Origin of the sequence: Thalassovita taeanensis, from assembly GCF_900110775.1 — a bacterium.
Taxonomy (GTDB): domain Bacteria; phylum Pseudomonadota; class Alphaproteobacteria; order Rhodobacterales; family Rhodobacteraceae; genus Litorimicrobium; species Litorimicrobium taeanense.
Window position 1 is genome coordinate 282,082 of sequence record NZ_FOEP01000001.1, and the last position, 22,220, is coordinate 304,301.

Annotated in this window: 20 protein-coding genes and 1 pseudogene; 12 read left to right on the forward strand and 9 right to left on the reverse strand. The window is 61.6% G+C overall.

The annotated features are described in order from the left end of the window. The first annotated feature begins 161 nt into the window (after positions 1-161). From BSF79_RS01295 to BSF79_RS01310, 4 genes are read left to right on the forward strand one after another with little or no spacing between them, the layout of a single operon-like run. Complete coding sequence (locus BSF79_RS01295) at positions 162-1,775, forward strand: L,D-transpeptidase family protein (protein ID WP_090267239.1); 1,614 nt, start codon at positions 162-164, stop codon at positions 1,773-1,775. Between the two features lie 33 nt (positions 1,776-1,808). Then, positions 1,809-2,900, forward strand: a complete 1,092-nt coding sequence (locus tag BSF79_RS01300; protein WP_090267842.1) for a UDP-3-O-(3-hydroxymyristoyl)glucosamine N-acyltransferase — start codon at positions 1,809-1,811, stop codon at positions 2,898-2,900. Between the two features lie 34 nt (positions 2,901-2,934). Next, complete coding sequence (locus tag BSF79_RS01305; RefSeq protein ID WP_090267243.1) at positions 2,935-3,192, forward strand: acyl carrier protein; 258 nt, start codon at positions 2,935-2,937, stop codon at positions 3,190-3,192. Beyond that, on the forward strand, positions 3,189-4,397 hold the full coding sequence (locus tag BSF79_RS01310) for a beta-ketoacyl-[acyl-carrier-protein] synthase family protein (protein ID WP_090267246.1): 1,209 nt from the start codon (positions 3,189-3,191) through the stop codon (positions 4,395-4,397). The genes BSF79_RS01305 and BSF79_RS01310 overlap by 4 nt, the downstream gene beginning before the upstream one ends. 72 nt (positions 4,398-4,469) lie before the next feature. Here the strand turns inward: BSF79_RS01310 and BSF79_RS01315 are convergent, their stop codons facing one another. Continuing rightward, positions 4,470-5,063, reverse strand: a complete 594-nt coding sequence (locus tag BSF79_RS01315; RefSeq protein WP_090267250.1) for an invasion associated locus B family protein — start codon at positions 5,061-5,063, stop codon at positions 4,470-4,472. A gap of 453 nt (positions 5,064-5,516) precedes the next feature. Between BSF79_RS01315 and BSF79_RS01320 the strand changes: the two genes are divergently transcribed. Next, positions 5,517-7,067, forward strand: a complete 1,551-nt coding sequence (locus tag BSF79_RS01320) for a helicase HerA-like domain-containing protein (protein WP_090267255.1) — start codon at positions 5,517-5,519, stop codon at positions 7,065-7,067. 115 nt (positions 7,068-7,182) lie between these two features. On the opposite strand, the gene BSF79_RS01325 is transcribed toward BSF79_RS01320, so the two are convergent. The 6 genes from BSF79_RS01325 to BSF79_RS01350 form a co-directional block, all read right to left on the reverse strand. Further along, positions 7,183-8,487 (reverse strand): branched-chain amino acid ABC transporter permease, encoded by a 1,305-nt coding sequence (locus BSF79_RS01325; RefSeq protein ID WP_090267259.1) that lies wholly within the window; start codon positions 8,485-8,487, stop codon positions 7,183-7,185. Further along, positions 8,484-9,494, reverse strand: a complete 1,011-nt coding sequence (locus tag BSF79_RS01330) for a branched-chain amino acid ABC transporter permease (RefSeq protein WP_090267262.1) — start codon at positions 9,492-9,494, stop codon at positions 8,484-8,486. The genes BSF79_RS01325 and BSF79_RS01330 overlap by 4 nt, the downstream gene beginning before the upstream one ends. An 89-nt stretch (positions 9,495-9,583) precedes the next feature. Continuing rightward, complete coding sequence (locus tag BSF79_RS01335) at positions 9,584-10,345, reverse strand: ABC transporter ATP-binding protein (RefSeq protein ID WP_425443226.1); 762 nt, start codon at positions 10,343-10,345, stop codon at positions 9,584-9,586. A gap of 71 nt (positions 10,346-10,416) precedes the next feature. Beyond that, on the reverse strand, positions 10,417-11,199 hold the full coding sequence (locus BSF79_RS01340) for an ABC transporter ATP-binding protein (protein ID WP_090267269.1): 783 nt from the start codon (positions 11,197-11,199) through the stop codon (positions 10,417-10,419). 92 nt (positions 11,200-11,291) lie between these two features. Beyond that, entirely contained in the window at positions 11,292-12,488 is a 1,197-nt protein-coding gene (locus BSF79_RS01345; protein ID WP_090267272.1) for an ABC transporter substrate-binding protein, read from the reverse strand. A gap of 270 nt (positions 12,489-12,758) precedes the next feature. Further along, positions 12,759-13,187 (reverse strand): winged helix-turn-helix transcriptional regulator, encoded by a 429-nt coding sequence (locus BSF79_RS01350; RefSeq protein ID WP_090267276.1) that lies wholly within the window; start codon positions 13,185-13,187, stop codon positions 12,759-12,761. A gap of 94 nt (positions 13,188-13,281) precedes the next feature. On the opposite strand from BSF79_RS01350, the pseudogene BSF79_RS01355 reads away from it, so the two are divergent. After that, a pseudogene (locus BSF79_RS01355) lies at positions 13,282-13,923 on the forward strand (NAD(P)H-dependent oxidoreductase). 288 nt (positions 13,924-14,211) lie between these two features. On the opposite strand, the gene BSF79_RS01360 reads toward BSF79_RS01355, so the two are convergent. After that, positions 14,212-15,216 (reverse strand): GlxA family transcriptional regulator, encoded by a 1,005-nt coding sequence (locus BSF79_RS01360; protein WP_090267279.1) that lies wholly within the window; start codon positions 15,214-15,216, stop codon positions 14,212-14,214. Between the two features lie 170 nt (positions 15,217-15,386). Between BSF79_RS01360 and BSF79_RS01365 the strand changes: the two genes are divergently transcribed. Next, entirely contained in the window at positions 15,387-16,754 is a 1,368-nt protein-coding gene (locus tag BSF79_RS01365; protein WP_090267844.1) for a class II 3-deoxy-7-phosphoheptulonate synthase, read from the forward strand. A gap of 100 nt (positions 16,755-16,854) precedes the next feature. Here the strand turns inward: BSF79_RS01365 and BSF79_RS01370 are convergent, their stop codons facing one another. Then, the gene (locus tag BSF79_RS01370) at positions 16,855-17,499 is read right to left on the reverse strand and encodes a PAS domain-containing protein (RefSeq protein WP_090267282.1); all 645 of its coding nucleotides are present in this window, start codon (positions 17,497-17,499) and stop codon (positions 16,855-16,857) included. Positions 17,500-17,783: 284 nt separating this feature from the next. Between BSF79_RS01370 and BSF79_RS01375 the strand changes: the two genes are divergently transcribed. From BSF79_RS01375 to BSF79_RS01395, 5 genes are all read left to right on the forward strand, one after another. Then, the gene (locus BSF79_RS01375) at positions 17,784-18,662 is read left to right on the forward strand and encodes a YicC/YloC family endoribonuclease (protein WP_090267285.1); all 879 of its coding nucleotides are present in this window, start codon (positions 17,784-17,786) and stop codon (positions 18,660-18,662) included. 3 nt (positions 18,663-18,665) lie between these two features. Next, on the forward strand, positions 18,666-19,307 hold the full coding sequence (gene gmk / locus BSF79_RS01380; RefSeq protein WP_090267288.1) for a guanylate kinase: 642 nt from the start codon (positions 18,666-18,668) through the stop codon (positions 19,305-19,307). Then, complete coding sequence (locus BSF79_RS01385; protein ID WP_090267293.1) at positions 19,304-19,834, forward strand: gamma carbonic anhydrase family protein; 531 nt, start codon at positions 19,304-19,306, stop codon at positions 19,832-19,834. The genes gmk and BSF79_RS01385 overlap by 4 nt, the downstream gene beginning before the upstream one ends. Before the next feature lie 15 nt (positions 19,835-19,849). Then, entirely contained in the window at positions 19,850-20,893 is a 1,044-nt protein-coding gene (locus BSF79_RS01390) for an ATP-binding protein (RefSeq protein WP_090267296.1), read from the forward strand. 267 nt (positions 20,894-21,160) lie between these two features. Beyond that, positions 21,161-22,201 (forward strand): substrate-binding domain-containing protein, encoded by a 1,041-nt coding sequence (locus BSF79_RS01395; protein WP_090267299.1) that lies wholly within the window; start codon positions 21,161-21,163, stop codon positions 22,199-22,201. Positions 22,202-22,220 lie beyond the last annotated feature (19 nt).

Genomic DNA, 22,220 nt, shown 5'->3' on the forward strand with positions numbered 1-22,220 from the left:
AAATTTGAATAGTGACGGGATTGCGCAAAACCCGGTGCAGGCTTGCACCATTTTTCGGGAGCGTTTTGTGATAGTGCATTTGTGAATGGACTTGATCGGCCCAATTCAAGACACAGGGATGTAACATTTTTTATGCGGTAAACTAAAAAGAGGGCGTGCCCATGCATACGCGGACCCGTACCGGCTCTGTCCGGTTGTTTTTGACGGTTTTAACCCTGCTTACATGCCTGTTCGTGTCGCCTCAGGGGGCTCAGGCGCAGGTCACAGCCTTCAAACAGGCCGTGGCCGAAGCGGCGTCCGATGATCGCGATCTGGCGCAATACTACCGCGAGGCCGACTATAAGGGGTTGTGGACCGGACGCGGATCCAAGGATGCATCGCGGCGCAAGGCGCTGTTTGCCGCGCTGGCCGATGTCGATGCGCACGGCCTGTCTGCGCGCCGCTATGATGCGCGCGGGCTGCTGGCACAGATGCGCGCCGCCAAGACACCGCGCGATCTGGGGCTGGCCGAGGTGGCGCTGTCCAAAACCTTCCTGCGCTATGCCCGCGATGTGCAAACCGGACTGCTGGTGCCCTCGAAGATCGACAGCGGCATCGTCCGCGAGGTGCCTTACCGCGCCCGGTTGTCCTATCTGACCAGTTTCGAGAAAAGCACCCCCGCCGCCTTCCTGCGCCAATTGCCACCGCAATCGGCCGAATATTCCCGGCTGATGAAGGAAAAGATGCGGCTGGAAACACTTCTGGCCAAGGGCGGCTGGGGCGATACCGTGCCCGGCAAATCCCTGAAGCCCAGCGAGCAGGGCGCGGGCGTGGTCCAACTGCGCAACCGGCTGATTGCGATGGGCTATCTGCGCCGCAACGCCACACAGGTCTATGATGCCAACATGCAGGCCGCCGTGCAGCAGTTCCAGCTGGACCACGGGCTGCAACCCGACGGCGTCGCCGGCGCGGGAACTCTGACCGAAATCAATACCCCCGTCGAAGAACGGCTGAAGTCGGTGATCGTCGCGATGGAGCGCGAGCGCTGGATCAACATGCCGCTGGGCAAGCGTCACGTCTTGGTCAACCTCGCCGATTTCAGCGCCAAGATCATCGACAACGGCAAGGTCACGTTTGAAACCCGTTCGGTCGTCGGCGCCAACAGCAGTGACCGCCGCAGCCCGGAATTTTCCGATGTGATGGAGCATATGGTGATCAACCCCACCTGGAATGTGCCCCGCTCGATCACGGTCAAGGAATACCTGCCGATGCTCAAGCGCAACCCCAACGCGGTCAGCCATTTGCGGATCATCGACAGCCGCGGCCGTGTGGTCAGCCGCAACTCGGTGAATTTCTCACAGTATACCGAGCGGACCTTTCCCTTTGCGATCAAACAACCCCCGTCGGACCGCAATGCGCTGGGGCTGGTGAAATTCATCTTCCCGAACAAATACAATATCTACCTGCATGACACCCCCGCCAAAAACCTGTTTGGCCGCGAAAGCCGCGCCTACAGCCATGGCTGCATCCGCCTGCATGAACCGTTCGAATTCGCCTATGCGCTGCTGGCCAAGCAAACCAACGACCCCAAGGGCCTGTTTCACAGCTATCTGAAAACCGGGGTTGAATCGGTGCTGCCGCTGGAACAACCCGTACCGGTGCATCTGGACTACCGCACCGCCTTCACGCAGGCCAAAGGTCAGGTCAATTTCCGCCGTGATGTTTACGGCCGCGATGCGCTGATCTGGAAAGCACTGGCGCAGGCAGGGGTGGCCTTGCAGGCACAACAAAGCTAAGTCATGCCCCAGACCGATCTGGGGACGTGGATCATGAGCCATTCTATCAAGCAAATCGCAGCCGCGCTCGGGGCCGAGGCCTTCGGCGCTGTTGATCTGTGCGTGAGCGGCGTGGCCGAACCCGCCATGGCCGGGCCGCAGGATCTGGCGCTGGCGATGAACCCGAAATACGCCGAAGCCCTGCCCGCCGGTCAGGCGCGCGCCGCTATGCTCTGGCCCGGTGCCGACTGGCAGGCGCTGGGGCTTCAGGCAGCGATCATCGCCCCGCGTCCGCGTTTTGCGATGTCCGGGCTCAGCGCGATGATGGACCCCGGCCAAGGCTATGCCCCCGGCATCCACCCCTCTGCCGTGATTGACCCCACCGCCGATCTGGCCGCCGATGTCGCCGTCGGCCCGCTTGCCGTGATCGGCCCTCGGGTGCGCATCGGCGCGGGCTCGGTCATCGGTCCGCAGTGTTTCATTGGCGCTGATACCGTACTGGGGCAGGGCGCCTTCCTGCGCGAAGGCGTGCGTATTGGCGCGCGTGTCAGCATCGGTGCCCGCTTCATCGCCCAACCCGGTGCCGTGATCGGCGGCGACGGCTTTTCCTTCGTGACCCCCGAACAATCCAGCGTCGAACGCGCCCGCGACAGCCTTGGCGATCAGGGCGAGCTGCGCGGCCAAAGCTATGCCCGCATCCACAGCCTGGGCAGCGTGTCCATCGGCGATGATGTCGAACTGGGTGCGAACACCTGTATCGACCGTGGCACCGTCCGCGACACCCGCATCGGCAATGGCGTCAAGGTCGATAACCTGACCCAGATCGGCCACAACGTCGAGATCGGCAATGACAGCCTGATCTGCGCGCAGGTCGGTGTCGCGGGATCGTCACGAATTGGTAATAATGTGGTGCTGGGGGGGCAGACGGGCGTGTCCGACAATCTTTTTATCGGTGATCACGTGATCACCGGCGGCGCGACCAAGGTGCTGGCCAATGTGCCCGCAGGCCGGGTCATGCTTGGCTATCCGGCGATGAAGATGGAAAGCCACATCGAGGCCTACAAAGGCCTGCGTCGCCTGCCGCGCCTGTTCCGCGATGTTGCGGCGTTGCAGAAAGCTGTTTCCAAGTTGGGAAAGACCGACTAAATCAACCCCAATCACGAGGGAAGGGCCGGGATCAATGAGCATCAAGGACAAGGTGATCAACATCATAGCCGAGCAGGCCGTATTAGAGCCGTCGGACGTGACATTGGGCAACACGTTAGAGGAATTGGGCATCGACAGCCTCGGGCTGGTCGAAAGCATCTTCGCCATCGAAGAAGCATTCGACATCACCGTGCCCTTCAACGCCAACGAACCCGAGCAGAGCGACTTCGATATCTCCTCGGTGGCAAGCATCATCGCAGGCATCGAAAAATTGGTGGCCGAACAGGCATGAACCGGGTTGTCATTACCGGCGCGGGCACGATCAACGCGCTCGGCCATAACGTCGCCGAAACCCTCGAAGCGATGCGCGAAGGCCACTGCGGCATCGAGCAGCTCGAGTTCCGCGACGTTGAACGCCTCTCGATTCAAATCGGTGGTCAGGTCAAGGGCTTCGAGGCCGAAGGCCATTTCAACCGTCAGCAGATGACGCTCTATGACCGCTTCACCCAATTCAGCCTGATGGCCGCCAAAGAGGCGATCACCCAATCCGGGCTCGAATTCACCGGCGAACTGGCCGCCAAAGGTGGCGTGGTGCTGGGCACCGCCGGCGGCGGGGTCTCGACCTGGGATGACAATTACCGCGCTGTCTATGAAGAGGGCAAAAATCGCGTGCATCCCTTCGTGGTGCCCAAGCTGATGATGAACGCCGCCGCGTCGCACATCAGCATGGAATACAACCTCAAAGGCCCGTCCTTCACGGTCTCGACCGCCTGCGCCTCAAGCAATCACGCCATGAGCCAGGCCTATCAGATGGTCCGCTCCGGCATGTCCAAGGCAATGGTCACCGGCGGCTCGGAATCGATGCTGTGCTTCGGTGGCGTCAAAGCCTGGGAAGGGCTGCGCGTCATGTCCAAGGACGCCTGCCGCCCATTCAGCGCCAACCGCAACGGCATGGTGCAGGGCGAAGGCGCCGGCATCTTCGTCTTCGAGGATTACGAACACGCTCGCGCCCGCGGCGCCGAGATTCTGGCCGAAGTGGTCGGCTTCGCCATGACCTCCGACGCCTCCGACATCGTGATGCCCTCGAAACAGGGGGCCGCGCGGGCCATTTCCGGCGCGCTCAAGGATGCCGGGATCAACCCCGATCAGGTCGGCTATATCAACGCCCACGGCACCGGCACCGCTGCCAACGACAAGACAGAATGCGCCGCCGTGGCCGATGTCTTCGGCCCGCATGCCGACAAGCTGATGATCTCTTCGACCAAGGCGATGCACGGCCACCTGATCGGCGCCACCGGCGCGGTCGAACTGCTGGCCTGCATCATGGCACTGCGCGACGGGGTGATCGCGCCCACCATCGGCTATGAAGAGTTCGATCCCGAATGCGCCCTCGATGTGGTCCCGAACGAAGCGCGCGAGGCCAATGTCGACGTGGTCCTGTCCAACGCCTTCGCCTTCGGCGGGCTGAACGCGGTGCTGGCCCTGAAAAAGATCTGATCCCACCCGACCTCACAACGAAAAAGGCCGCCCATCACAGGGCGGCCTTTTCTTGTTGCAGTCGCGCAGCGCTTACTGGGCGTTGACGACCGACACTTCTTCATAGCCCGCCGTGAAGCCTTTCAGCGACAGGTCCAGCATCACTTTCTGATCCGGCGCAACGAACGGCACCAGCGATACGGTCGCCTTGGCGCCACGCTTGAACGAGGCAATATCTTCGCTCGTCAGCCCGACGCGCGCATAGCACCCCAGACGGTCGCAGACCGAAAAGTCATAGCGCTTGCCCTTGGCGCCATCGACCGCAATCGTCAGCTTCGAGGTCAGCAGCGTTTCCAGCGGCACGGCAACCAGCGCACCAGCCTCGGCCTGACCGCCTTCTTTCAGGCGGAAAATGCGGATGTTGGCCACCTGATTGCCATCGGCGTCATTCAGCGCCTGAAACAGCTGGCAGGGTTCTTCGTCGGTGCCGGTGCGGATGCACTCCAACGACCAATCGCCCGAGGTTTCGCGCACATAGGGCTCGACCTGTACATCTTCCCCCATGCTCAAGGTCTCGGCGGGCGCGTCCGCTTCGGCGGGGGGCGTCGTGGTGGTGTCCTGCGCAAAGGCCGGTCCAGTCAAAGCCAGCGCGGCCAGCAAAGGAAGTGTTTTCAGAAATCCGGGCATGGGGTCCCCATTGGTTACTCAGTTCATGTCGCGCGAGGGTTTAACACGGCCATAGGGCGCTGTCAGGGTGCAAAATATCCCTTTACAGCGGAAACCTGCCATTCGGTTTTCAAAGCGCGCCCGCCCCGCAACCCGCGCCCGACACATCGAAATATCAAAGCACCCCGGAAAATGAGAAAAGGGGCCAACGGCCCCTTTCCCAATTCTTTTTCTCCCCGTCGGACTGGCCGACTTATCATTACACGAAAGCTAGATTTTTTAGTGTCAACGGTCAACAGCGATTTTGGACCCCCTGCGACAAAAAGGGCCGCACCCGAAGGCGCGGCCAGTCTGACAGGGAGGAAGTCGGCCCAAATCCCAGAGGACATGTGATAAGGACCAATTTCAGTGTGGCGCAAAGAGGTTAAGGTTGTATTTTCACCCCGAACACTTGCGTAAAAAAGGGGCAACCGCGTGCAGGACAGTATATTCATCGGAGGCGGCGGAACGGACTACGCCGAACCACAGGACCTGGCGCTGAAATACGCCAACCGTCACGGGCTGATCGCGGGGGCCACCGGCACCGGCAAAACCGTGACCCTGCAAATTCTGGCTGAAGGCTTCTCTGCCGCCGGGGTGCCGGTGTTCCTGTCCGACGTCAAAGGCGATCTGTCGGGGCTGGCCGCCGCTGGCTCGGACACGTTCAAACTGCATCACGCCTTCAGCGAACGCGCCGCCAAAATCGGCTTTTCCGATTACACGTATGCCGCGTTCCCGGTGACCTTTTGGGATCTCTTCGGCCAACAAGGCCACCCGGTTCGCACCACAGTGGCCGATATGGGCCCGCTGCTGATCTCGCGCCTGCTTGAACTCAGCGAGGCGCAAGAGGGCATCCTTAACATCGCCTTCCGCCTGGCCGATGAACAGGGCCTGCCGCTGCTGGACCTCAAAGACCTGCAAGCGCTGCTGGTCTGGACCGGCGAAAACCGGGCCGAACTCAGCCTGCGCTATGGCAATATCTCGGTGCAATCGGTCGGCGCCATCCAGCGCCGCCTGCTTGTGCTGGAAAATCAGGGCGCCACGCAGCTGTTCGGTGAGCCGGCGCTCGAGCTTTCGGACCTGATACGTACCGACCCCGACGGGCGCGGCCGCATCAATATCCTTGCCGCCGATCAGCTGATGCACAGCCCCCGGCTTTATGCCACCTTCCTGCTGTGGCTGCTGTCGGAACTCTTCGAAGACCTGCCCGAGGTCGGCGACCCCGACAAACCCAAGCTGGTGTTCTTCTTCGACGAAGCCCACCTGCTGTTCGATGACGCCCCCAAGGCGCTGGTCGACAAAGTCGAACAGGTCGCCCGCCTGATCCGGTCGAAAGGCGTGGGCGTGTATTTCATCACCCAGAACCCCGCCGACGTGCCCGAAGATATCCTCGGGCAGCTTGGCAACCGTGTGCAGCACGCCCTGCGCGCCTTCACCGCCAAGGACCGCAAGGAACTGCGCATGGCGGCGGAAACCTACCGCGACAACCCGCGCTTCGATACCGAACAGGCGATCCGCGAAGTCGGCGTCGGCGAGGCCGTGACCTCGATGCTGCAGAAAAAGGGCGTGCCCGGCATCGTCGAACGCACCCTGATCCGCCCGCCATCCTCGCAACTTGGCCCGATCAGCGATGCCGCCCGCGATGCGCTGATCAACACCTCGCCGGTCGCAGGCAAATACGAGACCCTGCAAGACCGCCGCTCGGCCTATGAGATCCTGACCCAGCGCACGCAAGAGGCCGCAAAAGCCGCCGAAGAGGCCGAAAAGCGTGAGGCTGAAGCCGAAGCCGCCGAGCGCGAATACAAAGCCGGGCGGCGCTATTCCGGCACGCGCGTCGGGCGTTCTACCGCGCGCGACAGCCGCAGCAATTCACGCGGCGATACCTTTGGCGAGAAGATGGGCAAGATGGTGGCCAAGGAACTGACCGGCACCACCGGCCGCCGTCTGGTGCGTGGCATTCTGGGCAGCTTGTTCAAAGGGCGCTGACCCAACAAAACGTGTCCCCCGCCGCAGGCTCAGGACGCCTCCGGCGGGGGAGTATTTTGCTCAGAAAGAAACCGAAGGCGCCCAAGATGTCTTGCGCACGGGCAGGGGCGGCGGGTTACTTTTCCGGGATCAACCCACGTGGGCTGAACCGTAGCACCAGAAGTAGAATGACCCCCATCGTCAGCAGCCGCATATGCGCCGCACTGTCGATCAAATGGGACTTCAAAGCGCTGCCATCGGCCATGTTCGACGTGATTGTCTGCATCAGCCACAGGCCCATCGGTTCGACCTGAACCCACAGGAACCAGATCAGGAACCCGCCCAGCACCGCGCCCAGGTTGTTGCCGGAGCCGCCGACAATCACCATCACCCAGATCAGAAAGGTGAAGCGCAGCGGCTGATAGGTGCCGGGCGTCAGCTGCCCGTCCAGCGTTGTCATCATTGCACCGGCAATGCCACAGACCGCGCTGCCCAGAATGAATACCTGCAGGTGGCGCCGGGTCACGTCCTTGCCCATCGCCTCGGCGGCGACCTCGTTATCGCGGATCGCCCGCATCATCCGGCCCCAGGGCGAATGCAGCGCGCGCTGCGCCATCCACAGCAGGATCAGCAGCACCACCGTGAACAGGCCCGCATAGAGCAGCTTGACCCACAGCGTCGACGCGGTTGTCGGGTCCAGCCCCAGCCCCGCCGCTCGTTCAACAAACGCGGACGAGGCTTGCAAATCCACCTCATAGGGCACCGGCCGCGGCAGGCCGATCACATTCTTCACCCCGCGCGCCAGCCAGTCTTCGTTCTTCATCACGGCAATGATGATTTCGGCGATGCCCAGCGTCGCAATCGCCAGATAGTCCGACCGCAGCCCCAGCGCCGTCTTGCCGATGATCCACGCCACGCCTGCCGCCAGAACTCCGCCGACCGGCCACGCCAGCAGCACCGGCAGGCCAAGCCCGCCCAGATTGCCCGCTGCGGCCGGGTTGATCGCCTCGACCCCGGCCACACCGGGATCAAACACGCCGCGATAGAGGAAAAACCCGACCACCAGAATCGCCAGCACCACCACTGCCCGCGTCTTGCCCTTTGCCATGCGCCGATGCGCCAGCGCCGCCAGCACAACCGTGGCCGCGCCAAGGATCAGCCCCAGCACGATCCGCACGCCGCCGCTGCTCCAGGCGCCCGGCACCGGATCGGTCGAGACAAGCACCGTCGCCAGCCCGCCCAGCGCCACAAACCCCATCACGCCGACATTGAACAGCCCGGCAAAGCCCCATTGCAGGTTTACGCCCAGCGCCATAACCGCACTGATCAACCCCATGTTGAGGATCAGCAAAGCCGAGTTCCAGCTTTGCAAAACCCCGGTCAGCAGGATCAGCGCGCCGACCCCGGCGAACAGCCCGAATTTCTTCACAGTATCGCTCATACCGATTTCCCCTTGAACAGACCCGTTGGCCTGAACAGCAACACCACCAGCAAGATCACAAAGCTGACCGCGAATTTATAATCCGTCGACAAAAGCTGTACCAACCCGGTCGGCTCCAACCCCTCGGGCAGGGCATAGCCCAGTACCTTTTTCCACGCGTAGGTCACGGTCACCTCGCTGAACGCGATCACAAACCCGCCCGCAATTGCCCCCAGCGGGCTGCCCAGCCCACCGACGATTGCCGCCGCGAAGATCGGCAGCAACAGCTGGAAAAACGTGAACGGCTTGAAGGTCTTGTCCAACCCGTACAGCGTACCCGCCACCGTCGCCAAAGCCGCCACGATCAGCCAAGTGTACAGAACCACGCGCTCGGGGTTGATGCCCGACAGCAGCGCCAGATCCTCGTTATCGGAATAGGCGCGCATGGATTTGCCGGTGCGGGTCCGGTTCAGGAACCAAAACAGCACCGCCACCACGATCACCGCAGTCACCACGGTAATGCCCTGCGTCGTGCGGATCGCCAAACCCTCGTCCAGCCCGGTCAGTTTCTTGAACGTCCGCACCGAGACGATAAATCGCTCGCCATCGGCAAATTGCTGATCGTCCGGCCCGATGATGAACCGCACCAGCCCGTTCATGATGAACATCACCCCCATGGAGACGATGACCAGGATCACCGGCTTGGCCTTTTGCACCCGGTAGAACCGATACACCATCCGGTCGGTCAGCAGCACCAGCGCTGCACAGCCCGCAATCCCGAAGGGCAGGGCAAGCAGGGCCGTCGGAAGCGGCCCAAGGTTGATGCCCCATGACTGGAACAACCACGTCACCAAGACAACAACCATGGTGCCAAAGGCCATCGTGTCGCCATGGGCAAAGTTGGAAAACCGCAAGATGCCATAGATCAGCGTCACACCCAAAGCGCCCAGCGCCAGTTGACTGCCATAGGCAATCGCCGGGATCAGCACAAAGTTGGACAGCACCACAAACGCGTTCAGAAGCTCCATGCCAGCCCCCTCAAATCCAAGCACAACGCGGGCGCAATCCCGCCATCCGGCCCCACACAGGGCAGCCTGTCATGATTTCGAAACATCCCTCAGCCCCCCAAAAACGATTTGCGTACGTCGGCGTCGGCCAGCAATTCCTTGCCGGTCCCGGTATGGGCATTCGCCCCCTGCACCAGAACATAGCCCTTGTCGGCAATCTCCAGCGCCTGACGCGCGTTCTGTTCCACCATCAGGATCGGAATGCCGGTGCGGGCCACCTCGATGATGCGGTCAAACAGCTCGTCCATCACAATCGGCGACACGCCGGCCGTGGGTTCATCCAGCAGCAAGACCTTGGGCTTGGTCATCAAGGCGCGCCCAACCGCCACCTGCTGACGCTGCCCACCCGACAGCTCGCCTGCGGCCTGCTTGCGCTTGTCCTTCAGGATCGGGAATAACTCGTAAACCTGCGCCATCGTGTCTGAAAAATCATCGCGCCGGATAAAGGCCCCCATCTCAAGGTTTTCCTCTACCGTCAGCGAGGTGAAAATATTCTGGGTCTGCGGCACGAACCCCATGCCCCGTCCCACCCGGTCCTGCGGGCTAAGGTCGGTGATATCCTCACCGTCCAGCCACACCGAGCCGCTGCGCACGTCCAGCATCCCGAATACCGCCTTCATTGCCGTGGACTTGCCCGCACCATTGGGGCCAACAATCACGGCAATCTCGCCCTTGTTCACCGCAATCGTGCAGTCATGCAGGATATCAGGCCCCTTGCCGTACCCCCCGGTCATGCTGTCCCCGATCAGAAAGGCGTCGCCAGTGTGCTGTTCCTTCCTGCCGCCGGTTTGCGTACTCGTGCCCGGCGTCATACGACTCTGCCCACCGGGCTTGGTGATCGACGCGTCGTTGTTGCCCCGGTCGTCCTGATAGGGATTGCCGCTCATGCGCCCACCTTGTCCTTGTTCTTCAGCCCCGTGCCCAGATAGGCCTCGATCACCTGCTCATTGGCCTTGATCTCGGCCAGCGTGCCCTGCGCCAACACCTTGCCCTCGGCCATGCAGATCACCGGATCACACAGCCGCTCGATGAAATCCATGTCATGCTCGATCACCACAAAGGTGTACCCGCGCTCGCGGTTCAGCCGCAAAATGGTGTCGCCGATGGTATACAGCAGCGTCCGGTTCACCCCGGCGCCGACCTCATCCAGAAACACCACCTTGGCGTCGACCATCATCGTGCGGCCCAGCTCCAGCAGCTTTTTCTGCCCGCCCGAAACCTGCCCGGCCTTGTGATCGGCCAAGTGCGTGATCGTCAGGAACTCCAGCACCTCATCGGCCTTGGCCCGCAGCGCGCGTTCCTCGTTGGCAATCCGCTTGCGCCCGAACCAGGTGTTCCACAGCGCTTCGCCCGATTGCCCGCCCGGCACCATCATCAGGTTCTCGCGGCAAGTCATCGACGAAAATTCATGCGCAATCTGAAAGGTCCGCAGCAGTCCCTTGTGGAACAGCGCGTGCGGCGGCAACCCGGTGATATCCTCACCCCCCATCGTGACCCGCCCCGATGTTGGCGGCAAAACCCCCGCGATCACATTGAACAACGTGGTTTTCCCGGCGCCATTCGGACCAATCAACCCGGTGATCGACCCCTGTTCAATCGTAAGCGAGGCCCCGTCAACCGCGTGAAACCCGCCAAAATGCTTATGCACGTCTTCAACGACGATCATAGGCGTCCCCCGTCATGGCACATTTTTGCGCCTTATTAAAAACGAGTCAGCCCGGCACAAAGACCGGGCTGACGAATGATATTGCGCGCGCCTTAGCGATAGGCCGCCGTGGTCATTTTGCCACCTTCGATCAGGATCTCGCGGTACGACCCCGCGCTCTCCCCGGCACCGATCAGCTCAACCGCTGTCGCCCCGACATAATCGACGTCGCCGCCACCTGCGAGGATCTCCAGCGCCTTGGCCAGCTCACCGGGATAGATCTTTTCGCCCGGTGCGTTGGCCACATCCATGATCTTGGTTTTGTAATCGCCCGGCTCAACCGAACCCGCCGCTTCCATCGCCAGCATGATCAGCGCCGCCGCATCATAGCTTTCGCCGATATAGGGGCCTTCGCCGCTGAACCCGGCCGCTTCGGCCATCGTCAGGATCATCGCAGCGCCTTCGCTTTCGGTGCCCGGCACGGTGCCGATCGATCCGTCAAGCTCGTCACCGAACTTCTCTTCCAGCGCCGCCCCGATCATGCCGTCGGGCAGAACGAACGTGTCAAACGCGCCAGTGTCCAGCGCCGCGCGGATGATCCCCGGACCACCCTGATCGACGTAACCCGCCACAACCAAAGCATCACCACCAGCCGAGGCCAGCGCGCCAACTTCAGCCGAATAATCGGCCTTGCCGTCCTCATGCGCGGTGGTCGCGGTCACAGTGCCGCCCGCCGCCGCATAAGCCGCCGCAAAGCTGTCGGCCAGACCCTTGCCATAGTCGTTGTTGGTATAGGTCACAGCCACCGACGTCAGACCCTTTTCCATCAGCACATCGGCCAGAACCTGACCCTGACGCGCATCCGAAGGCGAGGTGCGGAAGAACAAACCGTTGTCCTCAGCGGTCGACAGCGCAGGCGAGGTCGCCGAGGGCGAAATCATCACAACACCGTTCGGCACTGCCACGTTGGCCAGAATCGCCCCGGTCACGCCCGAGCAATCCGCCCCCATGATGCCCTTGACCCCGTCCGAGGTGATCAGACGCTCTGCCGCGGCGGTCGCCGCACCGGCATCAACACAGGTGCTGTCGGCGCGCACTGGCGTCACCATCGCACCACCCAACAGCTTGCCGCTGTCGCTGACTTCTTTCATCGCCATTTCGGCGCCGGCGGCCATCGCCGGGGTCAGCGATTCAATCGGCCCGGTAAAGCCCAGAATCACGCCGATTTTGACTTCGGTCGAATGGCTTGCCGCCATCACGCTGCCAGACATCAGCGCCGTCGCTGCTGTGGCCATAAGAAACTTTTTCATCTTTCAACTCCCAGGTTGGAACAAAGGTCCGATGCGAAGCCTATCTCCGGTTTTTGGAAAAGAAAAGTGCCCAGAAGCGGGGTGTGCAGCGCTGCTGTTTGTTTCCGGGGAAACCTCCGACATCGGGGGCAGAAAAGGCGGCATTTTCTGCCTGGCCAACACGGATCGCATGACTGCACTGATATGCCGCTGGATGCGATATCTGCCCGCATCTTGTCGCAGTACGCCCGGTCAAACAGCCGCTTACGCGCAGCATCGCACGGCCAACAGTCAGATTGACGGCACGGCGGGTTTGCCCGCGTTTTGCCCTTCCGCCGCAGCATCGTAAGTCTCACGGGCGGCGTCGATGATGGCTTGGTTCTCCAGCGCCCAATGCCCCAACGCGCGCACAGGTTCGCGAAATGACTCGCCCATCGGTGTCAGGCTGTATTCCACCTTGGGCGGTATCGTCGGGTGATAGGTGCGATTGACAAGGCCGTCTCGTTCCAATTCACGCAAAGTAAGGCTCAGCATCCGCTGTGAAATACCCAAATGCCGCTTTAACTCATTGAAACGCAACGTCCCGTATCGGGAAAGTGAGATGACGACAAGAACGCTCCAACGGTCGCCAACACGTGACAGAACCTCGTTGATGCGTTTGCAATCGGGGCATTGTTCGGAATCTAGCATGTCGGTTCCCTTCGTGTAACCGAGGCTCATATTTGTGCCTACTTGTGGGGAAATCAGGTTCCTTATATGTCGTCGGTTACAAAAGTATACCGCACCTTTCAGGTGCCGACAATAGGATCAAAGAATGACGAACAGCACCCTGATAGACCAGTTGAACTGGCGTTATGCCACAAAGAAAATGACCCCAAACACCGCCGTGCCCCAAGACAAAGTCGATGCAATCATCGAGGCGATCCGCATGGCGCCGACGTCAAGCGGCACCCAACCGTTCGAGCTCATAGTGGTGACCAACCCCGAGGTATTGCGCAAAATTCGCGCCGCCGCCGGCGATCAAGCTCAGATTACGGATGGCTCTCATCTTTTGGTTTTTGCCGCGTGGGACAATTACACAGCCGAGCGTATCGACGAGGTCACTGAATTGTTGACCCAAGCGCGTGGCTAGTTGCCAATGTTGAACGCATATTATGAAAACCTAAAAGCGAACTACCTGCCGCGTGACGCTCAGGTCAATTATGAACACGCCGCCCGCCAAGCCTATATTGCTTTGGGAATTGCACTGGTTGCCGCCGCCGAGCAGGAAGTCGACAGCACTCCGATGGAAGGTTTCGACCCGAGCAAAGTTGACGAAATTCTCGGCCTGAAAGAGCGCGGCTTGCGTTCGGTCGTGCTTCTGCCCCTTGGGTATCGTGACGCGTCGGCTGATTGGTTGCTGCCTATGAAAAAGGTCCGCAAGCCACTCGACGCCATTGTCACCAAAGTCGACTAAAAGGCCGCCCTGCGCGCAAACCAAAGCGGGCATTCGATGGATTGTTTTGAATGCCCGCTTTGACCGATGCCCGATCATTGCCATGTCGATGGTGGGCCGTTTTCTGTGAATGACCCGTTTTCCCGAAGTCCCCCGATGCGCGCCTGTCAATTGCGGCGCCCCAATGGTCACGCTCTGCATCATCAAAAAGGGCAGGGGGCGTGCAACCGGCCCGCTCCCTCTGCCCACCGACAGTTTACCGACGCAATACCGACGTTTTACCGACGGGCCTTTTGCGGCCAACAGACGTCAGATCGACAGTCGCGCCGCGTGGCTGCCGCGCTCGCGATAGGGCGTCGTGTCGTAATGCGCCCGGTAACATTTCGAGAAATGCGAGGGCGAGGCAAAGCCGCAGGCCAGTGCCACGTTGATCACGCTCATATCCGTTTGCATCAACAGGTTGCGCGCTTTTTTCAGCCGCAACTCCATGTAATACCGTTTCGGGCTGCGGTTCAGATACCGCCGGAACAACCGCTCCAGCTGCCGGGTCGACATCGCCACATCCCGCGCCAGAATCGACGGGCTGATCGGCTCCTCGATATGGCTTTCCATCTTCTGGATCACCTGGCTCAACTTCGGATGCCGCACCCCGATCCGCGTCGGCACCGACAGCCGCTGCGTGTCCTGATCGGTGCGGATCGACGAGTAAATCTGCTGGTCCGCCACCGCATTCGCCAACTCTTCGCCGTGGTCATCGGCAATCAGCTTCAGCATCAGGTCGATGGACGAGGTCCCCCCGGCGGTGGTCATCCGGTTGCCGTCGACCACAAACACCGATTTCGTCAGCATAACCTCTTCGAATTCCTCGGAAAAGCTGTCCTGATTTTCCCAGTGGATCGTCGCCCGCTTGCCATCCAGAAGCCCCGCCTTGGCCAGCGCATAGGTGGCCGTACACAGCCCGCCCATGGTCACCCCCTTGCGCGCCTCGCGCCGCATCCAGCCGATCAACCGCTTGGTGGTGGACTTCTGCACATTGATTCCGCCGCACAGCAGCACAGTGTCATCGCGCGTCAGCTCGCCCAGATCACTATCCAGCTTGAACTCGGTGCCCGCCGAACAGGTCACGGTCTCGCCGCCCTCGCCGGACAGCACCCATTCATACAGCTTTGCATCCGCCATCCGATTGGCAATCCGCAGACACTCCAACGCCGAGGCGAAACTCAAAAGCGTGAAATTTTCCATCAACACAAAGACAAAGCGCCGCGGTTTGACGGGCGTGTCGGAAAGTTTGACGGTCTGACGAGAGCTCTGCATCGCTGCGGTCCTTAGCTGGTGCCCGACACTTGAGCAGGTTTGATTGTCACGTTCAAGAGGCATGAAAGCGACGCAAACACGTCGGGAAAGCCTGATGCAAATCCGCTGTGGCATGACCCGACGCGCTTTTGTATAGAAGGGCACCTGATCAGACCAAGCGGAGTAGTATGATGAGCGAGTGGCAAAAAGCCGATTGGCGCACCAAGCCCAGGGTTCAAATGCCCGATTATACGGATATGGCAGCCCTGAACGCCGTCGAGGCGCAACTGTCGAAATATCCGCCGCTGGTCTTTGCCGGCGAAGCGCGCAAGCTCAAGGCCGCCCTTGGCGCGGCCTCACGCGGCGAGGCGTTCCTGCTTCAGGGCGGCGATTGCGCCGAAAGCTTCGATCAGTTCAGCGCCAATGCGATCCGCGACACCTTCAAGGTGATGCTGCAAATGGCGATGGTGCTGACGTATGGCGCCAAGGTACCGGTGGTCAAAGTCGGCCGCATGGCCGGGCAATTCGCCAAACCGCGCTCGGCCCCGACCGAGACCGTGAACGGCGTCGAGCTGCCCAGCTATCGTGGCGATATCATCAACGAACTGGCCTTCACCCCCGAATCCCGCATTCCCGATCCCGCCAAGATGCTGCAAGCCTATACGCAGGCCGCCGCCACACTGAATCTGCTGCGTGCGTTCTCGACCGGGGGCTATGCCGATGTGCATCAGGTCCACGCCTGGACGCTGGGCTTCACCGAAGGTGAAAACGCCGCCAAGTACCGCGATATGGCCAACCGGATCAGCGATACGCTGGATTTCATGAAGGCCGCCGGCGTTGACAGCACCCGCGCGCATACCCTGCAAACCGTGGATTTCTACACCAGCCACGAGGCGCTTCTGCTGGAATATGAAGAGGCCCTGTGCCGCAACGATTCGACCTCTGGCAAATGGCTGGCCGGGTCTGGCCACATGATCTGGATCGGCGATCGCACGCGTCAGCCCGACGGCGCGCATGTCGAATTCTGCCGTGGTGTGCTCAATCCCATCGGGCTGAAATGCGGCCCGACGATGACCACCGATGACCTCAAGATCTTGATGGCCAAGCTGAACCCGACCAACGAGGCCGGCAAACTGACCCTGATCGCGCGCTTTGGTGCCGGTAAGGTCGGCGAGCATCTGCCGCGCCTGATCAAGGCGGTGCAGGAAGAGGGTGCAAACGTGCTGTGGACCTGCGACGCGATGCACGGCAACACGATCAAATCCTCGACCGGCTATAAGACCCGGCCGTTTGAATCGGTGCTGCGCGAAGTGCGTGAATTCTTCGCCGTCCACAAGGCCGAGGGCACCGTTCCCGGCGGCGTGCACTTCGAGATGACCGGACAGGACGTGACCGAATGCACCGGCGGCGTCCGCGCCGTGACGGATGAGGATCTGAGCGACCGCTATCACACCGCCTGCGATCCGCGCCTGAATGCCAGCCAATCGCTGGAGTTGGCCTTCCTCGTGGCCGAGGAACTGTCCGCCCTGCGTCAGGAACGTCAGGCCGAAGCGGTCTAAGCCAAGCTTAGAAATCGCGGCTCAACACATACCAAAGGCGCGCCTCACCGGGCGCGCCTTTGGTATGTCAGATCGGAAAAGTAGAAGCTAAAACAGAACCTTATCCTTCGGACTTGATCAGCCGCAGATACGGGTGCTTGTCCGCCACATCCTGCAAATGCCGCCGATCAGCCCGCTCAAACGGCTGCGCGGGCTCTGCAAACCCGGCCGCTTCGGGCTGCGGCGCTTGAACCACACGCCCGTCCAGCAGCGTCAGCCGGTCCGACGCGATCATCAGGCGGCGCGGCGCGCGCCCGACATGGCCCAGCATCGACAGACATCCCAATATCCGCGTCACCCGGCCCTGCGAATCCGTCAGCGGCAGCATCTTCATCCGCGCCTCAAGCGCAGGCTTGCCAATGCCGCGCTCGGCGGTCAGCGTCAGATCTGCGATGGCGGGGCAGGCACAGACCTGTTCCATCAGATCAGCAATCCGGGCGCGATGCTGCGGCGCAAACAGCGCACTCAGCGGCATCCCGCGCACTTCCATGCCAAGCAGATCGTTCAGATGCATCCCCGCCAGCCGCAGCCGCCCGACACCGGGGGCGACCCGCTCCAGCAAAAAGGTATGCGACAGCGCGCCTTCTATGCCCCGTGGATCAATGTCGATCCGTGCCGGCACCGCCCGCGCCCCGCGCAGCGCGGTCCAATAGGCCTCAACCTCTGCGATTTCCGGAAATCTGTTGTCCTTGTGAAACCGGCTCATCTCGATCACATTTCGTCCGCGTTCTACACCACACCACACGTTTTCGCCCTCGACTGATACAAAACCCAGGCGCTCATGATCTGTTAACACAGATTACCGAGGCAAAGGTTACCTAAGTCTTAATGTGCCATGGTTTGAGGCAATTTGGGCATAAATTCGCAGCCATTGGTTAACCCTTCGACACCCCAACGCCCGCTCCGTGCACCGATCCCGTGCTTGCCCCTTGGGGGCGAAATGGCCTAGGTCTGTGGCACAAGCATTGGGAGGTGCGCGTGATACAATCAATGACCGGCTTTGCATCGGGTACCGGCACTGCGCCGCCCTTCAACTGGAGCTGGGAGCTGCGCAGCGTCAACGCCAAGGGGCTGGACCTGCGGCTGCGCGTGCCCGACTGGATCGAAGGGCTCGAAGCGGCCCTGCGCGCGCGGCTCAGCCGGGCGATGGGGCGCGGCAGCGTCACCCTGTCGCTGCGGGTGCAGCGCGACGAAACCGCCGGTGATCTGGCCGTGAACGAGGCGGTTCTTGCCTCGGTGCTGACGGCCATGGCCCGGATCGAAGAGCAGGCGATGGATGTCGGCCTGTCGCTGGCGCCCGCCACCCCGGCTGACATCCTGTCGGTGCGCGGCGTGCTGGAACAAACCTCGCCCGAACAAAGCACCGCCGCCCTGCTCGAGGCGCTTCTGGCCGGGTTTGATCCGGTCTTGGCCACGTTTCTGGACATGCGCGCCAGCGAGGGGCAGGCGCTAAGCGCGGTGCTGGCCCGACAGGTCGGCGAAATTGGCGATCTGGTCGAGGCTGCGGCCACGACTGCCACCGCCCGCAAGCCCGAAATGGCCGCGGCCCTGCGTACCTCACTGGCGCGGGTGCTGGACAATACCGACGGCGCCGATCCGCAGCGCGTCGCGCAAGAACTGGCGCTGATCGCGGTCAAAACCGACGTGACCGAGGAAATCGACCGCCTGCGTGCCCATGTCGCCGCCGCCCGCACGCTTTTGCACGAATGCACCCCCGTGGGGCGCAAGCTCGACTTCCTGATGCAGGAATTCAACCGCGAGGCAAATACTCTGTGCTCCAAGTCGCAATCTGCGGCGCTCACGCGAATTGGGCTGGACCTCAAGACCGTGATCGACCAGATGCGCGAGCAAGTCCAGAATGTGGAGTAAGACATGAGCCAGCGTCGCGGCCTTCTGATCATCCTGTCCTCGCCTTCGGGCGCGGGCAAATCCACCCTGTCGCGTGCCCTGCGCGACTGGGATCCGACCATCCGCTTTTCCGTCTCGGCCACCACCCGGTCGCCACGCCCCGGTGAAATCGACGGGCAGGACTATCATTTCCTGACCGAAGATCAGTTCAAACGCGATGTGGCCAGCGGCGAGATGCTGGAACACGCGCATGTCTTCGGCAATTTCTACGGCTCGCCCAAAGGCCCGGTCCAGGCGGCCATCGACGCCGGACAGGACGTGCTGTTCGATATCGACTGGCAGGGCGCGCAGCAAATTCGCAACTCCGCCCTTGGGGCGCACACGTTGTCGATCTTCATCCTGCCGCCCTCGATCACCGAATTGCACCGCCGCCTTGTCAGCCGTGATCAGGACAGCCCCGACGTCATCGCCCGCCGGATGCAGAAAAGCTGGGACGAGATCAGCCACTGGGATGGCTATGATTTCGTGCTGGTCAACGATGACCTGACCAAGACCACCGCCGACCTGAAGACCATCGTCACCGCCACCCGTCTGCGCCGCCTGCAACAACCCGCCCTGATGGATCACGTGCGCAACCTGCAACTGGAATTCGAGGACCTGACATGACACTCTATGCGCTTGACGGCACCGCGCCGCAAACCCCCGAAGACGGCGATTTCTGGGTCGCTCCGGATGCCAACGTGATCGGCAACGTGCGGCTCGACAGCGGCACGTCGATCTGGTTCGGCTGCACCCTGCGCGGCGATAACGAGCTGATCCACATCGGCACCGGCAGCAACGTGCAGGAAAACACCGTCATGCACACCGACAAGGGGTATCCGCTGACCATCGGCGCGGGCTGCACCATCGGGCACAAGGCGATGCTGCACGGCTGCACCATCGGCGACAACACCCTGATCGGCATGGGGGCCACCATCCTGAACGGCGCCAAAATCGGCAAGAACTGCCTGATCGGCGCCGGGGCTCTGGTGACCGAAGGCAAGGAAATCCCCGATGGCAGCCTTGTCATGGGCGCGCCGGGCAAAGTCGTGCGGCAACTGGACGTGACCGCGATTGCCGGCCTGCGTGGCAGCGCGCTGCACTATCAGGACAACATGCGCCGGTTCCGCGCGGGCCTCACGGTCGCGGACTAGGGCCGGGCAGGGACCATGACCGAAGCCGCAATCCAAAGCCTGCTCGAGGCGCTGCCACTGGCCGCCGTTCTGGTGGCCGACGGCGAACGCATCGTCGGCACCAACACTCGGGCCGAGGCGCTGCTGGGGCAGGGCATCACCGGCCGCCATCTGGTCACCGTGCTGCGCCAACCCTCGGTGCTGGACGCGATCGAGGCGTGCACAACCTCGCGCCAACCCAGAACCACGCGCTATCTGATGACCGACGGGCGCAGCGAAAACACCTATCAGGTGCACTGCGGCTATCTGTCCTTTCCGCCGGCCAACGGCGTGCTTGTCACCTTTGATGACGTGACCCACCTCGAAACCGCCGGCCAGATGCGCCGCGATTTCGTCGCCAACGTCAGCCACGAATTGCGCACGCCACTGACCGCACTGATGGGCTTTATTGAAACCCTGCAAGGCCCGGCCCGCAACGACCCCGTTGCGCGCGACCGCTTTCTGGCGATCATGGCAACCGAGTCTGGCCGGATGAACCGTCTGGTGCGCGACCTGCTGTCGCTCAGCCATGTCGAGGCCGAAGAGCGGATCCGCCCCGGTCAAAGCGTCGATTTGGTCGGGTTGGTGCAGTCCACATTGCGCTCTCTGGCGCCGCTGGCCGAGAAATCCGAGGTGACGCTGGTGCCCGAACTGCCCGACGCGCCGCTTGCCGTGCCGGCTGATGCCGATCAACTGCGGCAGGTGGTCACCAACCTGTTGGAAAATGCGATCAAATATGGCGGGCGACAGGGTACGGTGACCGTGCGGCTCAGCCATATGATGCGCGATCCGGCCCTGCGCAGCCCCGCAGTGCGGCTCGAGGTCTCTGATACCGGGCCGGGCATCGACCCCGTGCATATCCCCCGCCTGACCGAACGGTTCTACCGCGTCGACAGCCACCGTTCGCGTGAAATGGGGGGCACCGGGCTGGGGCTTGCGATCGTCAAACACATCGTCAACCGTCACCGCGGCCGGATGAAAATCGAAAGCGGGCAGGAACAGGGCACCACCTTTACGGTGATTCTTCCGGCACTCGATTAAGGCACCGTTTTCAGCCTCGCCGGGGTCGGCGGGATTCGATCAATGGTGCCGACTTTCGCGCCTGTTATAAATCGTGGCCGATGAAACCTCATGAAAACAAAAACTTGGGAACGATTATTCTTTAAGCACTCCAAGCTGACGTCACGACAAAAGCGAGCGTCATAAAAACGTTACACAACTGTCACAAAAGCATTGCTGAACGGGCTTACGCCGCCACTCAGAGGTCATCACAAAGATGATCCACCACTCGAAATCAGGAGTTTCCCCATGTCATTCGTGAAACTGACCGCCTCCACGCTGGCGATCGCAGCTGTTTCCGCCACCGCCGCCATCGCGCGCGATCAGGTGCAGGTTGCAGGTTCGTCCACCGTGCTGCCTTACGCTTCCATCGTTGCCGAAGCCTTCGGCGAAAACTTCGACTTCCCGACCCCCGTTGTTGAATCGGGCGGCTCCTCGGCTGGTCTGAAGCGCTTCTGCGAAGGTGTGGGCGAAACCACCATCGACATCGCCAACGCCTCGCGCAAGATCAAAGACAAAGAGATCAAAGCCTGCGCCGAAGCCGGTGTGACCGACATCATCGAAGTTAAAATCGGCTATGACGGCATCGTCTTCGCCTCCGACATCAATGGCAACAGCTTTGCCTTCACGCCGAACGACTGGTTCCTGGCCCTGTCCGACCAGATCCTGGTTGACGGCAAGCTGGTCGCCAACCCCAACAAAACCTGGGCCGACGTGAACCCCTCCTTCCCGGCACAGCCGATCCAGGCGTTCATCCCCGGCACCAAGCACGGCACCCGTGAAGTCTTCGAAGACAAAGTCATTCTGGCTGGCTGCGAAGAAACCGGCGCATTCGACGTGATCAAAGCGTCCAACGGCGACGACAAGAAAGCCGCCGAGAAAGCCTGCATCAGCCTGCGCACCGACGGCGTATCGGTCGACATCGACGGCGACTACACCGAAACTCTGGCCCGCATCGAAAGCAACAAAGACGGCATCGGCGTCTTCGGTCTGGCCTTCTACGAGAACAACACCGACAAGCTGCAAGTCGCAACCATGTCGGGCATCCTGCCGTCGACTGAATCGATCGCAACCGGCGAATACCCGGTGTCGCGTCCGCTGTATTTCTACATCAAGAAAGCCCACATCGGCGTGATCCCCGGCCTGAAAGAATACGCCGAGTTCTTCGTGTCTGACGAAATCGCAGGCCCCGATGGCCCCTTGGCCCAATACGGTCTGGTTTCCGACCCCGAGCTGGCCAAAACCCAGACTCTGGTTGCTGACGAAGCCGTTCTCGGCTCGAACATGTAAGACCCACCCGGACAGGGCA

What these genes read in the sequence shown, in the direction of transcription:
- BSF79_RS01385 (WP_090267293.1), top strand. Translation starts at nt 19,304, where the DNA reads ATGACACTCTATGCGCTTGACGGCACCGCGCCGCAAACCCCCGAAGAC.
- BSF79_RS01395 (WP_090267299.1), top strand. Translation starts at nt 21,161, where the DNA reads ATGTCATTCGTGAAACTGACCGCCTCCACGCTGGCGATCGCAGCTGTT.
- BSF79_RS01360 (WP_090267279.1), bottom strand. Translation starts at nt 15,216, where the DNA reads ATGCAGAGCTCTCGTCAGACCGTCAAACTTTCCGACACGCCCGTCAAA.
- BSF79_RS01325 (WP_090267259.1), bottom strand. Translation starts at nt 8,487, where the DNA reads ATGAGCGATACTGTGAAGAAATTCGGGCTGTTCGCCGGGGTCGGCGCG.
- BSF79_RS01365 (WP_090267844.1), top strand. Translation starts at nt 15,387, where the DNA reads ATGAGCGAGTGGCAAAAAGCCGATTGGCGCACCAAGCCCAGGGTTCAA.
- BSF79_RS01315 (WP_090267250.1), bottom strand. Translation starts at nt 5,063, where the DNA reads ATGCCCGGATTTCTGAAAACACTTCCTTTGCTGGCCGCGCTGGCTTTG.
- BSF79_RS01295 (WP_090267239.1), top strand. Translation starts at nt 162, where the DNA reads ATGCATACGCGGACCCGTACCGGCTCTGTCCGGTTGTTTTTGACGGTT.
- BSF79_RS01370 (WP_090267282.1), bottom strand. Translation starts at nt 17,499, where the DNA reads ATGAGCCGGTTTCACAAGGACAACAGATTTCCGGAAATCGCAGAGGTT.
- BSF79_RS01305 (WP_090267243.1), top strand. Translation starts at nt 2,935, where the DNA reads ATGAGCATCAAGGACAAGGTGATCAACATCATAGCCGAGCAGGCCGTA.
- BSF79_RS01340 (WP_090267269.1), bottom strand. Translation starts at nt 11,199, where the DNA reads ATGATCGTCGTTGAAGACGTGCATAAGCATTTTGGCGGGTTTCACGCG.
- gmk (WP_090267288.1), top strand. Translation starts at nt 18,666, where the DNA reads ATGAGCCAGCGTCGCGGCCTTCTGATCATCCTGTCCTCGCCTTCGGGC.
- BSF79_RS01390 (WP_090267296.1), top strand. Translation starts at nt 19,850, where the DNA reads ATGACCGAAGCCGCAATCCAAAGCCTGCTCGAGGCGCTGCCACTGGCC.
- BSF79_RS01300 (WP_090267842.1), top strand. Translation starts at nt 1,809, where the DNA reads ATGAGCCATTCTATCAAGCAAATCGCAGCCGCGCTCGGGGCCGAGGCC.
- BSF79_RS01345 (WP_090267272.1), bottom strand. Translation starts at nt 12,488, where the DNA reads ATGAAAAAGTTTCTTATGGCCACAGCAGCGACGGCGCTGATGTCTGGC.
- BSF79_RS01310 (WP_090267246.1), top strand. Translation starts at nt 3,189, where the DNA reads ATGAACCGGGTTGTCATTACCGGCGCGGGCACGATCAACGCGCTCGGC.
- BSF79_RS01350 (WP_090267276.1), bottom strand. Translation starts at nt 13,187, where the DNA reads ATGAGCCTCGGTTACACGAAGGGAACCGACATGCTAGATTCCGAACAA.
- BSF79_RS01335 (WP_425443226.1), bottom strand. Translation starts at nt 10,345, where the DNA reads ATGACGCCGGGCACGAGTACGCAAACCGGCGGCAGGAAGGAACAGCAC.
- BSF79_RS01375 (WP_090267285.1), top strand. Translation starts at nt 17,784, where the DNA reads ATGACCGGCTTTGCATCGGGTACCGGCACTGCGCCGCCCTTCAACTGG.
- BSF79_RS01330 (WP_090267262.1), bottom strand. Translation starts at nt 9,494, where the DNA reads ATGGAGCTTCTGAACGCGTTTGTGGTGCTGTCCAACTTTGTGCTGATC.